This is a genomic window from Verrucosispora sp. WMMC514 (assembly GCF_027497295.1).
GTDB lineage: Bacteria > Actinomycetota > Actinomycetes > Mycobacteriales > Micromonosporaceae > Micromonospora > Micromonospora palythoicola.
In genome coordinates this window covers 6,719,586-6,735,252 of record NZ_CP114906.1, presented here as the reverse complement: position 1 = coordinate 6,735,252, position 15,667 = coordinate 6,719,586, and the positions used below count along the sequence as shown (strand labels likewise).

Genomic DNA, 15,667 nt, shown 5'->3' with positions numbered 1-15,667 from the left:
GCGTGATCGACAATTGGCCGCGACCCACCTGGCCGACGGTGAGGTGCTCATGACCGACCTGGATCTGTTGGTGCTCGGCGGCGGTACCGCCGGCCTGGTCTCCGCCGTGATCGCCGGCGGGCTCGGGGCCCGGGTCGCGCTGATCGAACGGGACCGTACCGGCGGTGAGTGCCTGTGGACCGGGTGTGTGCCGAGCAAGGCGTTGATCGAGGCGGCCGACCTGGCGCACCGGATGCGCCGCGCCGACCGGGTCGGCCTGACCCCGGTGGAACCGGACATCGACCTGACGGGCGTGATGGCGCATGTGCGAGCGGCCCAGGAGGCGATCGCACCGCATGACGCACCGGAACGGGTCCGCGCGGCCGGAGCCGAGGTCATCACGGACGAGGCCGTCTTCGTCGGTCCTCGGCGGGTGCGGCTGGCCTCTGACGGCCGGGAGGTGACGGCGCGGTGTGTGCTGGTGGCGACCGGATCGCAGCCGCAGCTGCCGCCGGTGCCGGGGCTGGCGGCGGCCGGCCCGCTGACCAGTGACACCGTCTGGGACCTGCAGGTTCTGCCGCCGCGGCTGCTGGTGCTCGGCGGCGGGCCGGTCGGCTGCGAACTTGGTCAGGCGTTCGCCCGTCTCGGCAGTGCGGTGACGCTGGTGGAGCGGGCGCCGCGGCTACTGCCCCGCGAAGATCCAGAGGTCGGGCAGCTGATCGCCGACCGGTTACGCGACGAGGGCGTCGACGTGCGCACCGGCACACAGGTGACCGAGGTGGCCGCCGCCGACCCGTGGCGGGTGCGATTGACCGGGGACCGGCCGGGGGCGGTCGGTTTCGACCGGATCCTCGTCGCGGGCGGGCGACGGCCGCGCACCGCCGAGCTGGGCCTGGGAGCTGCCGGCGTGGCGGTCACCGACCAGGGTGCGGTCCGGGTGGACAGCCGGATGCGGACCACCGCCCCGGGTGTGTACGCCGCCGGCGACGTCACGGGCGTGCTGCCCTTCACCCACGTCGCCGCCCACCAGGCGGGCACGGCCACGCTCAACGCGCTGTTCTGGCTGCCGAGCCACGTTCGCTACCTGCCGATGCCGTACGTGATCTTCACGGACCCCGAGGTCGCCCGGGTCGGCCTGCGCGCCGCGCAGGCCCGCCACCGGTGGGGCGACCGCGCCATCATCACCCGCCTCGACCTGACCGAGGTGGACCGGGCGGTGGCCGCCGGACGCACCGACGGGTGGGCGCAGCTGGTCGCCGATCCGCGGGGGCGGCTGGTCGGCGCCACCGTGGTGGCGCCCGCCGCGGGTGAGGTCATCGGTGAACTGGCCGCGATGGTCGCCCGCCGCGGCCGGCTCACCGACCTGTACCGCACGGTGCACCCCTACCCGACGTACGCGCTTGCCGCCGTCGACGCCGTGGGCGAGCACCTGCAGGCGCGGCTGCTGACCCCGGCCACCCGCCGGCTGGCCCGGCCACTGCTGGCCGCGCTGCGTACCGCCGCCCGTACCAGATGAAGCCGCAGCGTGACCCGCAGGCGATCGCCCGCGCGGCCGGCCGGGTCCGGCGCATCCTGGTGCCCTATCACCGCGCGCGGGTCATCGGCATCGAACACATCCCGTCTGGTCCGGCGCTCTACGTCGCCAACCACAACGGCGGTTTCTACACCGGCGACACCTACCTGTTCGCCGCGGCCGTGCACCACGCGCGGGGACTGGCCGACACGCCGTGGGTGCTCACCCACGACCTCGGGCTGACCCTGCTCGGGCGCTGGCTCCGACCGCTCGGCGCCGTTCCCGCCGATTTCGCCACCGCCGTGGCGTTGCTCACGAAGGGCGACAAGGTCCTCGTCTATCCGGGCGGCGATGCCGACGGCGCCCGCCGCTGGATCGACCGACACCAGGTGATCTTCGATGGTCGCGTCGGCCATGCGCGCCTCGCGGTCGCCTGCGGCGTGCCGGTTGTCCCGGTCGCCGCAGCCGGCGCGCACAACACCGCCGTGGTCCTGTACGACGGTGCCGCCGTGGCCCGGCTGCTGCGCACCCGACGGTGGCTGCGTCTCGCACGGTGGCCGCTGCTGCTCAGCCTGCCATGGGGGCTGACCTTTCTCCCCGCGGTGCCCTACCTGCCACTGCCGGCCCGGATCACCGTCAGGATCGGTCCGCCCATCCACTTCGAACGGCACGGCCCGGAGGCCGCCGCCGACGACGAGTACGTCGCCCGGTGCGCCGCTCGGGTGCACGACACTGTGCAGGCGCTCCTCGGCGGCTCGACCGGCGACGCTCGTCGATGACGGTGATGGCCGTCGCCTGCGAGTGTGGCGTGTCCGGCGCGGCGTTCGTGTCCGGTGCCGCCACCGGCGGGGTACGGACGACGGCGCGACTTCCTCGCCACCTGCGGGGACGCGGCAGACCCGTACTCAGGCCCGGTCGTCCGACGCACGGTCAGGCCCCGCCGGGCGGGCGACGACCCGGCGGGCAGGTAGCCGGTGCCGCAGGGTGATCCCTGCGGCCAGGGCGAGCAGGGCCAGCACCGCCACCGCGACCGTCCACGGACCCAGTTCCGCCAGCCAGGTGCTGACCGCTGTCTGGACGGTGCCGGCCGCCTCGATGATCGGATCGTCCACGGCACCGCGACCGGAGAAAGCCCGCACCTCGTACCAGCCGTACCAGGCCACGTACCCGCCGGTGACCACCAGCAGCAGCCCAGCGAGCCGCCCGAGCAGCGAGGAAGCCCGGCGGGCGCGGCGCACCAGCGACTCACGGGCCAGCGCGACGGCCAGCGCGGCTGCCCCCACCGCAAGCCCCATACCGAAGGCGTACGCCACGAACAGGGCGACGCCGGACAGGGCGGATCCGGCGCGGAAAGTGGTGACCACGACGGCGAGGAACGGGCCGATGGTGCAACCGAGCGAAGCGATCGCGTACGCCGCACCGAACAGCACCATCGAGCCGAAGCGCCGGCGGACCTCCGGCCCGGTGGCCAGTTTCGGCGTGAAGGTGGGCAACTGGCGCCCCGCCAGCAGCCAGCCACCGGCAGCCACCAGGGCGAGCCCGATGAGGATCGACACCCAGGGCAGGTGACGGGCGACCGCGTCCGCCGCAGGGGCGGCGAGCAGCCCGAACGCGCCGAACACCGCGACGAACCCGAGCGTCATGGCACCGGTCAACACGACCGCCCGACCGACGGACGCAAGCGCGTCCCGTTCGGCTGCTGGCTCGTCACCCAGCACCAGCATCGACAGGTACGCCGGTAGCAGTGCGAAGCCACAGGGGTTGACCGCGGCCAACAGCCCGGCACCGACGGCGAGGCCGTACGGGGTGTCTGTCATGGTCAGCTCAGCTCGCTGACCCGCTTGCGCAGGTCCTGCTGCGACAGAGGTCCCGAGTGCACGACAGTGCCGGCGGAGTCGAGCAGCACGTACTGCTCCTGACTGGTCACCTCGAAGCGGCGCCATACCTGACCATCGTCGTCGGCCAGGTTGGGAAAGCGCTCGATGCCGGTCTGCTTCGCGAAGCTTCTCATCGCCTCGTCGCCGCTGCCGAGCCCGGCCACGCCGATCACGTTGACCCGACCCGAATTGTCCCGCTGCACCGCGGCGACCTCGTCGGCCACCGCGCGGCACCGGCTACACCAGGCTGCCCAGAACCACAACACCGCCGGTTTGCCGACGAGGCTGCTACCCGCGAAGTTCTCACCGTCGATCGTCCGGGCAGTGAACGAGAGCGTTTGCGGGACCGTCGCTTCCGTCCCGCTGCTCGCCGTCGGCGCGGCGGGACCGGACAGCGTCGGCTGAGCCGCCGCGCTCGGTGCGGCAGTCGTGCTCTTCGAGTCGGCGGGCCGCTCCGTGCCACCGCAGGCGGTCAGGGCGAGGACGGCTGCGGTGAGGGCGGCGACGGCGGGGACGGTACGGATGCCGGGCATGATCGGATGCTAACCCGACCACCGGCTGGGGTGGCCTTACAAGCTCCTTACGGGCGGCGTTGGCGCGGAACTGCTCGTCGTCGCGGCGATGCCTGCTGCGCCCCACGAGAGGGGCCGCAGGCGAAGGTGGGTGCCTGCTGCGAAGCGGGAATGGTGGCGGTGGCCCGTGCGACGGCCGCGACGGTGCGAGCAGGGCATCGGCCGGCCGACCGCATGTTCGTCCAGCTCTGACCGAGTTCTTACCGTCGTCGTACATTGGTGTCGTAGCGTCTGCCGGGTGACTGATCGGGAGGCGGTGGCGCACCTGTTGCGTCGGGCGACGTTCGGCCCGACGGCCGAGGAGGTGGACGCGGCCGAACGGGACGGGTTCGCCCGTACCCTCGATCGGTTGCTCGCGCCGGAGGGCCCGGATCGTGGCGCGGCGGCCACCCCGGTGCCGGTCCTCGGGCCGGACCCGGCGGCCCAACTCGATCGCGGGGCGCCCCGGGAGCAGCGGCAGCGGGCCAATCGGCAGCGCCGGGAGCAGGTGACCCGGCTGCTCGACTGGTGGCTGGGACGGATGGTCGCCGCCGAACACCAGTTGACCGAGAAGCTGCTGTTCTTCTGGCACGGGCATTGGGCGACCAGTGTGCAGAAGGTTCGCTCCGCCGGGTTGATGCTGCGGCAGTTGGAAACCCTGCGCCGGCTCGGGCGCGGACCGCTGCCGCCGCTGGTGGACGCGATGGTGGGCGATCCGGCCCTGATCCTGTGGCTCGACGGGCAGCGCAACACCCGCAAGGCTCCGAACGAGAACCTCGCCCGGGAGCTGATGGAGCTGTTCACTCTCGGCGTCGGCGGCGGTTACACCGAGACGGACGTGCGGGAGGGCGCCCGGGCACTTACCGGCTGGGCGGTCGATCGCCGAACCGCGGTGGTGCGGTTCGAGCCGCGCCGGCACGACACCGGACCGAAGACGATTCTCGGCGTCACCGCCCCCTTCGACGCCCGGTCCTACGCCCGGTTGCTGACCGACCAGCCGGAGACGCAGCGGTTCGTGGCCGGCCGGCTCTGGTTCCGGTTCGCCGGTGCGCACCTGCCGGCCCCGGACGGTCTCGCCGATGTGGACACACTGGCGACACTGCGTCGCATCTTCACCGCGCCGGACTTCGCACAGACCCGGGAGACCCTCGTCAAGCAGCCCGTCGAGTGGGCGGTGGGCGCGATGCGGCAGCTCGGGATCCGCCCGGCGGACCTGTCGGAGCAGCGCCGCCGGCAGCTGGTGGGCGGCCTGAACGCGCTGGAGCAGGTGCCGCTGCGCCCGCCCAGCGTCGGCGGCTGGCCGGCCGGAACCGCCTGGCTGACCACGTCGTCGGCGCAGGCCCGGATCCGTGCCGCTGAGCACCTTGCCCGTGCCGCGGCACCGGCGGTGCTGTCCCGGCTCGCGGCAGCGCCGCGCGACGACCGGCCGGAGGTGCTGGCCCGGCTGCTCGTGGTCGACCGGTGGAGCGAGCGCACCCGGCGGGCCCTGGCCCCGATGGCCGGTGAACCACGGCGACTGATCGTCGCCGGACTGGTCAGCCCCGAGTACACGGTCAGCTGAAGGAGGACGGCGTGGACATCCTGACCCGGCGGCGGTTCCTGGTGGCCAGCGGCGTAGCCGGCGCGGTAGCCCTGGCGGCCGGAGCCACCACCCACCGGCTGGAGGACCTGTTCGCCACCGCCGGCGACCGGGATCCGGATTCCCGCACGCTGGTGCTGGTCACCCTGTACGGCGGCAACGACGGCCTGAACACCGTCGTCCCGTACGCGGACCCGGCCTACCACGACGCCCGCCCCGAGCTGGCGTACGCGGCGGAGGAGGTCAGACACCTCGACGGCGAGGTGGGGTTGAATCCGGCGCTGGCCGGGTTGCACACGCGCTACGGCGAAGGTCGGCTCGCGGTGGTGCGTGGCGTTGGCTACCCGAAGCCCGACCGCAGCCACTTCCGGTCGATGGACATCTGGCACACCGCCGATCCCGAGCGGCCCGGTGCCACCGGGTGGGTGGGCCGCTGGCTGGATCACACCAGTGGGGACCCGCGGCTTGCCGTCTCCTTCGAGCCGACGCTGCCTCCGCTGCTGGCCGGCGAACGGTCGGCGGGTGCCTCGGTGCTGGTGAGCGGGCGTGCGGTCGCTCGTGGTCTGCCGGATTCAGCGCTGGCTGCGCTGGCGGTGAACCAGGCGGGGGAGTCGGCGGCCCGGGCGCGCGCGGCGGCCTGCTTCGCCGACCTGCGCGCCGTCGACCAGATGATCCGCGATGTGCGCGACGCGACAGTGGACGAGGAGAGCGACCAGGACACGGAGACGGTACCGGCGACCGCGACCGGAGGCGCCCGAACCCCACTGGACGCGCAGCTGGACCTGGTCGCCCAGTGCATCGAGGCCGGTGTCACCACTCGCGTGTTCTCGGTGTCGCTCGGCGGTTTCGACACCCACGCCGACGAGAGGCAACTGCAGGAGGTGCTGCTCGGGCAGCTCGACCGGGCGCTGACCCGATTCACCGACCGGATGGCGCGAACCGACGCGGGCCGGAAGGTGGTCACCGCCGTCTACTCCGAGTTCGGCCGCAGGGTCCGGGCCAACGGCTCCGACGGCACCGACCACGGCACGGCCTCGAACCTGCTTCTCCTCGGCACCGGGGTGCGCGGCGGCCTGTACGGAGAACCGCCCAGCCTGACCGACCTCGACCGCGGTGACCTGAAGTTCACCATCGACTTCCGGGACGTCTACGCCACCTTGCTCGAGTCGGTGCTGGACACCGACCCGGCCGTGGTCCTGCACGGCTGGCGCGGGCGGATGACCGGCATCCTGTGACGCGCTCGGCCGACCCGCGCGCCATCAGGGTCGACCGGCTCCTCGTACCGGTCCGGTTTTCCGTGCTATCGCGTGTGGGTGTGGCGGTGCTGTAGCCATCGGGTTGCGGCGGTTGCGAGGCGGAGTTTCTCCTCGGCGATGGCTTGCAGCCCGGTGGGCATCGGTGTGAGTGCGCCCGCCATCAGGAAACCGGTGTGCGCGGTGAGGATCGCGTCGAAGGAGTCTGGTGGGCAGTTCAGCGCCGGCAAGGCTGTGTGAAGGTGCGGTTCGGGATCGACGCCGTCGGCTGCCATGCCGGTCAGCAGCGCGATGATGTCGATGACGGGGGCACCGAGCCGGGCGTGCGGCCAGTCGACGAACATCACCCGGTCGCCGCTGAGCAGGACGTTGTGTGGGTACAGGTCGCAGTGCACGAGTGAGTCGCCCTGTGCCGCGTGCAGCCCTCGCTGCTCGATTGCCGTCAGCCGATCGAGGTGACGCGACGCCCAGGTCGAGACCGTGTGCAGCCGGGCGACGCTGGACGGATCGAGGGCGAGGTGAGCCCAGCCGCCGAGTCGCGGATGGTCGCGCGGTAGCACGATCGGAGACGGTGTGGTCGCCTGCGCGAAGGCGACTGCCTGCGTGACGACCCGCCGGATCTGCCGTGTCGTCCAGGGTCGCTCCGGTGCGACACCGTCCACCTGCTCGAAGACCAGCAGCACCCACCGGCCGTCGTCGTGCGTGGTCAGTAGTCGAGGCACGGGCAGGCCCTGCGGCAGCCGCCCAGCCACTTCGGCCTCGGCGCGGTAATGCGACGCCTCGGTCGGCCAGAGATGCGCGTCCACCGCCTTGACGAAGGCCCGGTGGCCACCGCGCAGGGTGATCCGCGAGGCGAAGCCGGGCGAGAAGCCGCCGGCACAGCTCTCGGTGTCCACCACGGCGCCACCCAGCAGACCCTCGATACATCGTCGAACCGACGCCGGTAGTTCGGCCCAGCGGGGCCGTCTCCTACTCGCGAACACGGCCGTACTCCTCACTGTCCGGTGAGGTCGGGTAGCTTGCCGTCGACCTGAGGTTGGCGGGGGATCGCCACCGGCGTCCATCGTGGGTCACCATGGCGACGTAGTGCTCAACCAGGAGCGCGCCAGATGCTGATCAGGGTACGCGCTGCGACTTTGCTGTGGTGGGCATCTCGGGACGGGGACTCTCCTGCACGACCTCGGGTTGGCACACAGCGCGGATCACCGGCGCCGCGAGGCGATGGGCGAAAGCATCGAGCACCGCCGCCGCCCGCTCACGCGCCGGGACGGCCAGGCACATGGGCATTCTGCGGACCAAGTTGGCTGATCTCGTACCCGTCGGGATAGCTCTTGGCCTTGATCCCGTCGGCGAACAACGGCGTGGTCCGAGTCGCTCCGAACCATCGCTGGAGCCGCGAGCGCGTCTTCAACGCCACGTGGAGGCCGGCCCGGACCGGCCACGCCGGCGCGGCGACCCGCGTCGCTCGGCGGAGTGGTACGTCATACATGGCGCTGACCAGGGCGTTGCCCAGCCGGGCGAAGGGCTTGGGGATCCGGGTGAGCATCAGCATGCGGGTGGCTCGCTCGATGGCGGCCGCGTCGTCGTTGGGCTTCAGGTGCGCCGCGTCGTGGGCGTCGAACCAGGCCTCGAACGCCTCGTAGGAGTCGGGGATGTGGAGTATGCCCATCCGGCGGCCGAGCTCGCGGTAGAAACGGTACGTGGCCTGCCGTTCGTGCCAGCATGGGCGACGCCAGCCGTACCGCTGCAACCACCGGGTGGGGATCACCACCAGGCAGCCGAGGACGTAGAGATAGTCGTCGTTGCTGATGTCGTACGGGCGGTGGATGTGGTTGACCCGCCGCAGCGCCTCCCGCCCCCGCGGCTGGTCGAAGCCATTGAGCACCATCTCATACATGAGGAGCCCGGTGTCGTCGATGCGCTTCTGTGTGCGTTCGGTCAGCTCGCCCGTGGCGACGTGCAGGGCGGCGATCGACGGGATCGAGAAGGACCTGTTGAAGGCGAGGTTGAGCCCGAGCTTCATGTCCCACGGGAATTCGTACCGCAGCATCGTCTGGTAGATGGCCAGGTAGTCATGCTCGGGGTCGAGGGCGCGGATACGAGCGAGGTTGGTGTACCGAGCTCTCATCGGCGGGTGTCTCCAGGAGTGGACTGCGAGGCGGGCAGGGACGGTGCCGAACTCACGGGCCCGAACGGCCCGCATCGGTGCCATACCGGGCGACCATGGTGCGGACGGCTTCGTCCACGACCGCGGTCGTGCGGTCAGGGGTCACCGTCCACTCCGGGAGCACCAGACTCGGCCAGAGCAGGTAGTTGGAGATCATCCCGAGGAACTGCGTAGCGGCCATCTCCGGATCAGCGATGTCCGCGGCTCCCGCGTCGTGCTCGGTCGAGAGGTAGATCCGGACGGACTCGAAGTACGGCAGTTTGCCGCGTGAGAAATGCGCCTTGGCCAGTTCGGGAAAGCGTGGCAGCTCGGCGATGACGATGCGGAACAGGTCCGTCATCTCCGGCTGGCTCAACAGCGTCGCGTAGCGCCGGCCGAGCACCGTCAGGCCGGCCGTCAGGTCACCGGCGGGTGGTACGTCGGCGACGTCGTTCTCGGCCCACGAGTCGATGACGATGGCATCGAACAATGCCGCCTTGGTCGGAAACTGCTTGAACAGCGTCGCTTTCGACACGCCGGCGCTCTCGGCGACACGCGCTAGTGATGCCCGGTCGTAGCCCAACTCGAGGAAAAGCTCAGTAGCGGCCTGCACGATGAGTGCCCGCTTCTCCTGTGCCACGCGCTGGTGATAGGCCGACGGCGCTGGGGTCATCCGCCCATCATAGCGAGGTGAGTGGGTTGACTCACCACTCGACGGGGCGTACCTTCGGAAGGCGAGTCGACCGACTCACCACGCGGCCCTACGGGTTGTCGTCTCTCGCTCGTACTCGGAGGATCAGATGCCCCGCTTCGACAATCAGACCGTGCTCGTCACCGGTGGCACCGGTGGGCAGGGAGCCAGCCACGTTCGCGCCTTGCACGCCGAAGGCGCCAACGTCGTCATCGGCGACATCGATGCCCAACGCGGCGCCGGCCTGGCTGCCGAACTGGGAGGCGCGGCGCGTTTCGTCCACCTCGACGTCTCCCGGGAGGAGTCGTGGGCCGCCGCCATCGCGGAGACCGAAAAGGCATTCGGTGCGCTCACTGTGCTGGTCAACAACGCCGGGGTGCAGAACCCGCCGGCCCTCATCGAGTCCACCCAGCGGGCGACGTGGGCTCGCATCCTCGACATCAACCTCACCGGCACCTTCCTCGGCATCAAGACAGCCGCACCGGCGCTGCGGCGCGCGGGGGGAGGAGCAATCGTCAACATCGCCTCCACCATGGGCATCGGCGGCACCGCCTGCTACGCGCCCTACGTGGCCAGCAAGTGGGCGGTCCGAGGGCTCACTCAGACCGCTGCCCTGGAGCTGGGCCGCGACAACATCCGCGTCAACGCCATCCACCCCGGCGTCGTCGCCACCCCCTTCATCACCGAGCCGGCCGCCGGCAGCGACACCCCGATCGCCGACTTCTACTCGCCCGAGCCGTTCGCCATCCCGCGACTCGGGCAGCCCGCCGACATCACCGCGCTGCTGCTGTTCCTCATCTCGCCCCACGCGGCCTTCATCACCGGCGCCGAATATGTCATCGACGGCGGGCTGCTCCTCGGCCCCGCACTGCCGAAGGAAGCCGCATGAACCCCGCACACCGTGAGCACCGCACGCCTGACCCGCGACCACCGTCACCGATGCCATGGAACGGGCCGCGGTGAGCGCAGGGATCGAACAGCCAACGAGCCGCAACACCGGGACCGGCGATGCAGCGCCGGGATCGGTTACCGCTGCCCCCTGAGCCGCTCGGTGATCCAGGTCGCCGCCTTCTCGACCGCCTGCCGGGACTCGTCGGTGTGGTCGAGCATGTCGAAGCCGTGCTGCCCGTTCGGCACGTCGAGCACGTCGACCGGTACACCGTTGTCACCCGCCGCCCTCAGAAACACCGCGACCGGCTCGGACAACATGTGGCGCTCCAGGCCCACCCGGGTGAGCAGAAGCGGCGGTACGGGCCGTCCCGCCTCGGCGATCGCCGCAGCGGGTGCGAACCGTGGATCGATGCCCCACTCCGGCAACGGCGCCAGCAGCGGGTATGTCAGGGCGACCGCGCGCAGCCACTCCGGCCGCTGGCGGAGCCAGTCGGTGCTCAGCAGGCCTCCGCCGGAGAAGAACCAGAGCGCGATCCGCTCCGGGTCGACGCGCGGGTCCGCCCGTACCCGATCCACCGCATCGGCGACGTCCTGGGCCGCCGTGGGGTAGTCCGCGAAGGGTCCGTCCGGGCCGACAACCACCTGGAGCCGATGCTCGGCGGTCACCGCGATCGAGCCGAGGGAGGCGAGGAGAGAGCCGTAGCCGCGGAAGACCGGCCAGTCACGTGGGGTCGGGCTTGTGCCGGGCGGCATCGGGCCGCCATGAACGAGGATCACCGCGGGGCGTGGCGTGTCGCCATCCGGCCGGTACCAGTCGAGGTTCGCCTCCCGCTCCGCGTCATGGTCTGGTGGGGTCAGCACGAAAGGGCGGAGGAAACTCGGTGTCTCTTCCATGATCGCATTCTGTCACGGAAGGTTCGATCTCGCGGACCAGCAACCGTCCATCCTGACTGGTTGATCGCCGCGGACCGCTCTCCGCCAGGAGTTCGATATGTTCGAGAAGTAGGGTGAATGGATAAAACGCCACTTTTGCGTACTATTCGCCACCTCGACAACCGAGATCGGCGGCCACGCATGGTGACGAGAACCTGATCTTGGTGGTTGGCGTCTGTATGGACGTGAGGGAAGACGAAGGGGAGTTGCTGCGGCGGATCGCGCGTGGCGACGGCGCGGCGTTCGACGAACTGTACCGCCGGACGTCTCCGTGGTTGCTCGTTCGTCTCCGCCGTCGCTGCGCGGACGACGACCTGATCGCTGAGGTCGTCCAGGAGACGTATCTCGCGGTGTGGCGGGCCGCCGACTCCTACGCGGGGATGAGGGCCGGTAGCGCGGTCGGCTGGCTGTGGTCGATCGCCGCGCGGCGGCTCGTCGACGGGTTTCGGCGACGCGCGAGGGATTCGCAGGCGGTGCCGCTGCCGTTGGCGCTGCAGGACTCACCGGCGGCCGAGGATGTGGTGCTGGCCGGCGCGATCGGCGACGACATGGGTGATGCGCTGCGCCGGCTGGCACCGGAGTTGCGCCAGGTGCTGCACGCCCTGGTGTTGGACGGACTCTCGGTCCGGGAGACCGCGCTCATGCTCGGCCTTCCGGAGGGGACCGTGAAGACTCGCGCCCGCCGTGCGCGACTGGCACTGCGGGAGGCGTTGTCGTGAACGCACACATCCCGGTCCGGGCACTGGGCCGTTACGCCGCCGGTGATCCGGGCATCGCACCGGACGTCCTGTGGGCGATGGAGACGCACCTGGAGCAGTGTGCCGACTGCCGGAGTCGGCTGGTGGACGCCACCGACGGTGACGCGATGGCGTTGTTGGCCGCCGTCTGGGTGAAGGTGGAGGCTGCGGTGTCCGCCACCGAGCCGGCGCCGGTCCGGCACCGGTGGATGCCTGCACGATCCGCCCGGTGGGTGACGCCGGTGCTCGTTCCCTGGCTCGTGACGACGGTGCTGGTGGTGCTGGTCGCGCTCGGGTTCGACCTGGCGGTCGCCGGCCGGGGTGCGGCACCGCCGTCGCTGGTGGTGCTCCTGGCACCGGTCGCGCCGCTGCTCGGGGTCGCCACCGCCTGGACCGGGCGGCTCGATCCGGCCCACGAACTGGTCGTCGCGACCGCCCGGGCCGGCCTCGGGATGGTGCTGCGACGAACCCTGGTCGTGCTCGTGGTGGTGATTCCGGTACTGGCGGTGGCCGGTTGGCTGGTCGGCGCATCCCCGGCGCGGTGGTTGATGCCCTGCCTGGCGTTCACGGTGGGTGCGCTGGCGCTCGGCAAGGTGGTCGGCCTGCCGAGGGCGGCGTGGGGCCTGGCGTTGCTCTGGGCCACGGTGGTCGTCGGACCGAGCATCGTCACCGCCCGGTTGCCGGTGCTGCTGACCGAGGCCGCCCTGCCGGGCTGGGCGGCGCTGACCGTGGTGGTGGCTCTCGTCCTCCTGCCTCGTCGCAGTGGTTACGCGGAGCTCCGATGAGAAGAAGGTACGGAATGAGGAAAGGGATAAGTGCCGCCCTCCTGGCACCGACGACGTACGCGTGGGCGATCCGGGCGGTGGAGCTTCGGGTACGAGCGGGCAGGCGCCTTGCCGTCGATGGCCTCGACCTGTCGATGGGCAATGGCGTGCACGGGCTGCTCGGGCCCAACGGTGCCGGCAAGACGACGCTGATGCGGGCGCTCGCGACCGTGTCGCGCCCGGCCGGCGGCGTGCTCGAACTACTCGGTCACCCCGTGCACGCACGACCCGACCTGCGGACGTTGCGCCGGTCGATCGGCTACCTTCCGCAGGAATTCGGGTTCTACGGCCGGTTCACGGTGCGGGAGTTCGTCGAATACCTCGCCTGGCTGAAGGAGGTGCCGGCGCACGACATCCCGGACGCGGTCCAGCGTGCGTTGGAACGCGTGAGCCTGGCCGAGCGTGGCGACTCACGCATGAAGTCGCTGTCCGGTGGGATGGTACGGCGAGCCGGCATCGCGCAGGCGATCGTCAACGATCCGGAGATCCTGCTGCTGGACGAGCCCACGGTCGGTCTCGATCCCGAGCAGCGGTTGGCCTTCCGCTCGTTGCTGCGCGAACTGGGCGAGCACACCTGTGTCGTCGTCTCCACCCACCTGGTGGAGGACGTGGTCGCGGCCTGCACGAACGTGGTGCTGATGGATGCGGGTCGGCTGGTGTTCCACGGTGCTCCGGCGGATCTGGTGGAACTGGGCCGCGAGGGGGCGGGCGACAGTTCGGCCGAACGCGGGTACACCGAGCTGTTGCGCCGGCATCGCGCGGCGGGGGAGCGCACCGGATGACCGGCCGGATCCTGCGCATCGAGACCCATCGGTCGGTGGCGCCGTGGATGGCGCTGGGCGCCGCGCTGGTCGGCACCGCGCTGCTCTATGTCGCCCTGGGCGGTTGGGGAGGCCGCTGGATGCTGCTGGCGCTCTGGCAGCGGGAGTACCTGTTCATCCTCTGGCCCATGGCGCTCGGCCTGGGCGCATGGCAGGCCGGCCGCGACCGCCGCTGCCGCACCGAGGAACTGGTCGCGGCGACCGCCCGTCCGCGGTGGCAGCGGGTGCTACCGGCGGCCACGGCGATGGCGCTCGCCGGGGCCACCGGCTACGTCCTGATGTACGTCGGCGGCGCGGCCCAGGTCGCGGCGTACGCGAGCTACCTACCGGGGCAGTCCATCGTGATAGCCGGGGTCGGTGTGCTGTGGATGGTGTCCGGCGTCTGGCTGGGCATGACCGTCGGGGCGCTCGCCCCGTTCCGCCTGACCCCACCCGCCACCGCCGTCGTCGGTGCCACCGTGGCGCTCGTCGCCATCACCGACCGGGGGTACGCCCACGTGCCGAAGATCGTCCACCTGCTGACTCCGTCACCGTTCGGGTTCTGGGGCGACTTCGTGACGGTGCTGGGCAGAGTCAGCGTCGCCCACACCGTGTGGCTGGTCGGCCTGGCGGTGAGCGCGCTCGCCGGCTTCCTCTGCGCCACCCGCACCGCCCGGATGGCGGCGGCCCTGCCCGCCGTGGTGGCGGCCGTGGTGGCCCTGGCGATACTCCCGGACGGCCGGCAGCGGCTGCCGGTGCCCGACGCGGCGGCCGCCGCGCTGGTCTGCGCCGCCGGACCGGGGCCGCAGGTGTGTGTCACCCGGGTCCACGCCAGCGCGCTGGCGGAGCTGCGGGATCCGGCGCGGCAGGCGCTCGCGACGATGTCGGCGAAGCTTCCGCAGGCACCGACCTCGGTCCACGAAACACCCGAATCCTGGTACGAGAACCGGCCGACACCACAACCGGGGGACGTGCTGCTCGTGGAACTCGAACTCGCGCCCTGGGGTGGTGCGAAGGCAACCCCCGACGAGTTGCGGTGGCGTCTCCTGGACGGAGCGGGCACCCGGCCGTGTGCGTACCCCGTCGGAAACCCCGACGCGGCCCGGGCGAACCGCGTCGCGCGGCTGGCCGCGGCCGCCTGGCTGGCCGACAGCGCGCCACCGGACGGTCCGGACCGCGACGCGGCGCGTCAGGCGTGGCAGACCCTTCGCGGGTTCCCGGCGGCCGAGCAGCGGGACCGCGTCGCCGCGCTGCGGAGAGCGGCGCTGGCCTGCACCGAGGTGAACCTGCTCGACCTTCTGGTCGGTGACCACCCATGAGGTGGCTCACGTTGTACCTGCGGTGCCGGAGTGTCCCGGCCGCCGTCGGGGCGGCGGCGGCCGGCGTACTCGTGTTGTGGGGGCTGGGCCAGACGGCCGAGGAACCGCGACTCAGGCTCGCGGTCGCGTTGTTGTCGACACTCGTCGCCACCGTCGCGTTCGGGCCCGGGCTCGCCGGCGCCGATCCCGCGTTGGAGCGGACGGCATCCCTCCCGTGGCCGCCGCGCCGTGCCGCGCACATCCTGGCGGTGATGGCCACCGCGACGCTCGTCGCCGCGGCGCCGGCGCTGACCGGCGCACCGCTGGCGACGGCGGCGCTGACGATCCGCAACGCCGCCGGGCTCGGTGGACTACTCGCCGTCGGAGCGGTCTGGGGTGCGCAGTGGGCCTGGCTTCTCCCGGTCGGGTGGACGCTCGTGGTGATCCTGTCCGGGCCGGCGAGCGGGCACCTGTACCAGGAGATCCTGACCTGGATGCTGCAGCCGGCCGCCACCACCTCGGCCGCTGCCTGCGCCGCGACCATCGCCGTCGTCGGCGTGGTCACCCACGCCCTTCTCGGAGCTCGCCGCTGAGC

General features: G+C 71.6%; 16 protein-coding genes. 10 read left to right on the top strand and 6 right to left on the bottom strand.

Annotation, left to right across the window (positions count from 1 at the left end; translation table 11 throughout):
• The first annotated feature begins 49 nt into the window (after window positions 1–49).
• Window positions 50–1,495, top strand: coding sequence for an FAD-dependent oxidoreductase (locus O7597_RS31130; RefSeq protein WP_281581584.1), 1,446 nt, complete (start codon window positions 50–52; stop codon window positions 1,493–1,495).
• Window positions 1,492–2,271 (top strand): 1-acyl-sn-glycerol-3-phosphate acyltransferase, encoded by a 780-nt coding sequence (locus O7597_RS31125; RefSeq protein ID WP_281581583.1) that lies wholly within the window; start codon window positions 1,492–1,494, stop codon window positions 2,269–2,271. The genes O7597_RS31130 and O7597_RS31125 overlap by 4 nt, the downstream gene beginning before the upstream one ends.
• Before the next feature lie 126 nt (window positions 2,272–2,397).
• On the opposite strand, the gene O7597_RS31120 is transcribed toward O7597_RS31125, so the two are convergent.
• The gene (locus O7597_RS31120; RefSeq protein ID WP_269742259.1) at window positions 2,398–3,309 is read right to left on the bottom strand and encodes a cytochrome c biogenesis protein CcdA; all 912 of its coding nucleotides are present in this window, start codon (window positions 3,307–3,309) and stop codon (window positions 2,398–2,400) included.
• A gap of 2 nt (window positions 3,310–3,311) precedes the next feature.
• Complete coding sequence (locus O7597_RS31115; protein ID WP_269742258.1) at window positions 3,312–3,902, bottom strand: redoxin domain-containing protein; 591 nt, start codon at window positions 3,900–3,902, stop codon at window positions 3,312–3,314.
• A gap of 277 nt (window positions 3,903–4,179) precedes the next feature.
• Between O7597_RS31115 and O7597_RS31110 the strand changes: the two genes are divergently transcribed.
• Both O7597_RS31110 and O7597_RS31105 read left to right on the top strand, forming a co-directional pair.
• On the top strand, window positions 4,180–5,481 hold the full coding sequence (locus O7597_RS31110) for a DUF1800 domain-containing protein (RefSeq protein ID WP_269742257.1): 1,302 nt from the start codon (window positions 4,180–4,182) through the stop codon (window positions 5,479–5,481).
• An 11-nt stretch (window positions 5,482–5,492) separates the two neighbouring features.
• A complete protein-coding gene (locus tag O7597_RS31105) occupies window positions 5,493–6,734 on the top strand; it encodes a DUF1501 domain-containing protein (protein ID WP_269742256.1) in 1,242 nt (413 codons plus the stop codon).
• A gap of 65 nt (window positions 6,735–6,799) precedes the next feature.
• On the opposite strand, the gene O7597_RS31100 is transcribed toward O7597_RS31105, so the two are convergent.
• The 3 genes from O7597_RS31100 to O7597_RS31090 form a co-directional block, all read right to left on the bottom strand.
• The gene (locus O7597_RS31100) at window positions 6,800–7,735 is read right to left on the bottom strand and encodes a phosphotransferase (RefSeq protein WP_281581582.1); all 936 of its coding nucleotides are present in this window, start codon (window positions 7,733–7,735) and stop codon (window positions 6,800–6,802) included.
• Between the two features lie 272 nt (window positions 7,736–8,007).
• Window positions 8,008–8,880, bottom strand: a complete 873-nt coding sequence (locus O7597_RS31095; RefSeq protein ID WP_281581581.1) for an oxygenase MpaB family protein — start codon at window positions 8,878–8,880, stop codon at window positions 8,008–8,010.
• Between the two features lie 52 nt (window positions 8,881–8,932).
• On the bottom strand, window positions 8,933–9,571 hold the full coding sequence (locus O7597_RS31090) for a TetR/AcrR family transcriptional regulator (RefSeq protein WP_281581580.1): 639 nt from the start codon (window positions 9,569–9,571) through the stop codon (window positions 8,933–8,935).
• 127 nt (window positions 9,572–9,698) lie between these two features.
• Here O7597_RS31090 and O7597_RS31085 point away from each other — a divergent pair, with 127 nt between their 5' ends.
• Complete coding sequence (locus tag O7597_RS31085; protein WP_281581579.1) at window positions 9,699–10,478, top strand: glucose 1-dehydrogenase; 780 nt, start codon at window positions 9,699–9,701, stop codon at window positions 10,476–10,478.
• Between the two features lie 137 nt (window positions 10,479–10,615).
• Here O7597_RS31085 and O7597_RS31080 read toward each other — a convergent pair whose 3' ends face one another.
• Entirely contained in the window at window positions 10,616–11,374 is a 759-nt protein-coding gene (locus tag O7597_RS31080) for an alpha/beta hydrolase (RefSeq protein WP_281581578.1), read from the bottom strand.
• Window positions 11,375–11,592: 218 nt separating this feature from the next.
• Between O7597_RS31080 and O7597_RS31075 the strand changes: the two genes are divergently transcribed.
• The 5 genes from O7597_RS31075 to O7597_RS31055 are packed head-to-tail and all read left to right on the top strand — an operon-like array spanning window position 11,593 to window position 15,665.
• Window positions 11,593–12,132 (top strand): sigma-70 family RNA polymerase sigma factor, encoded by a 540-nt coding sequence (locus tag O7597_RS31075; protein WP_269742249.1) that lies wholly within the window; start codon window positions 11,593–11,595, stop codon window positions 12,130–12,132.
• A complete protein-coding gene (locus O7597_RS31070) occupies window positions 12,129–12,935 on the top strand; it encodes a zf-HC2 domain-containing protein (RefSeq protein WP_269742248.1) in 807 nt (268 codons plus the stop codon). The genes O7597_RS31075 and O7597_RS31070 overlap by 4 nt, the downstream gene beginning before the upstream one ends.
• 14 nt (window positions 12,936–12,949) lie before the next feature.
• Entirely contained in the window at window positions 12,950–13,756 is an 807-nt protein-coding gene (locus O7597_RS31065) for an ABC transporter ATP-binding protein (protein WP_281581577.1), read from the top strand.
• Window positions 13,753–15,093 carry a hypothetical protein gene (locus O7597_RS31060; RefSeq protein WP_281581576.1) on the top strand — a complete coding sequence of 447 codons (1,341 nt, stop codon included), beginning with the start codon at window positions 13,753–13,755 and terminating at the stop codon, window positions 15,091–15,093. The genes O7597_RS31065 and O7597_RS31060 overlap by 4 nt, the downstream gene beginning before the upstream one ends.
• On the top strand, window positions 15,090–15,665 hold the full coding sequence (locus O7597_RS31055) for a hypothetical protein (RefSeq protein WP_269742245.1): 576 nt from the start codon (window positions 15,090–15,092) through the stop codon (window positions 15,663–15,665). The genes O7597_RS31060 and O7597_RS31055 overlap by 4 nt, the downstream gene beginning before the upstream one ends.
• Window positions 15,666–15,667 lie beyond the last annotated feature (2 nt).

Bases quoted from the DNA above. Each gene is read 5' to 3' on its own strand.
- O7597_RS31095 (WP_281581581.1), bottom strand. From the start codon at position 8,880: ATGAGAGCTCGGTACACCAACCTCGCTCGTATCCGCGCCCTCGACCCC.
- O7597_RS31075 (WP_269742249.1), top strand. From the start codon at position 11,593: ATGGACGTGAGGGAAGACGAAGGGGAGTTGCTGCGGCGGATCGCGCGT.
- O7597_RS31115 (WP_269742258.1), bottom strand. From the start codon at position 3,902: ATGCCCGGCATCCGTACCGTCCCCGCCGTCGCCGCCCTCACCGCAGCC.
- O7597_RS31090 (WP_281581580.1), bottom strand. From the start codon at position 9,571: ATGACCCCAGCGCCGTCGGCCTATCACCAGCGCGTGGCACAGGAGAAG.
- O7597_RS31055 (WP_269742245.1), top strand. From the start codon at position 15,090: ATGAGGTGGCTCACGTTGTACCTGCGGTGCCGGAGTGTCCCGGCCGCC.
- O7597_RS31125 (WP_281581583.1), top strand. From the start codon at position 1,492: ATGAAGCCGCAGCGTGACCCGCAGGCGATCGCCCGCGCGGCCGGCCGG.
- O7597_RS31130 (WP_281581584.1), top strand. From the start codon at position 50: ATGACCGACCTGGATCTGTTGGTGCTCGGCGGCGGTACCGCCGGCCTG.
- O7597_RS31085 (WP_281581579.1), top strand. From the start codon at position 9,699: ATGCCCCGCTTCGACAATCAGACCGTGCTCGTCACCGGTGGCACCGGT.
- O7597_RS31120 (WP_269742259.1), bottom strand. From the start codon at position 3,309: ATGACAGACACCCCGTACGGCCTCGCCGTCGGTGCCGGGCTGTTGGCC.
- O7597_RS31065 (WP_281581577.1), top strand. From the start codon at position 12,950: ATGAGGAAAGGGATAAGTGCCGCCCTCCTGGCACCGACGACGTACGCG.
- O7597_RS31060 (WP_281581576.1), top strand. From the start codon at position 13,753: ATGACCGGCCGGATCCTGCGCATCGAGACCCATCGGTCGGTGGCGCCG.
- O7597_RS31080 (WP_281581578.1), bottom strand. From the start codon at position 11,374: ATGGAAGAGACACCGAGTTTCCTCCGCCCTTTCGTGCTGACCCCACCA.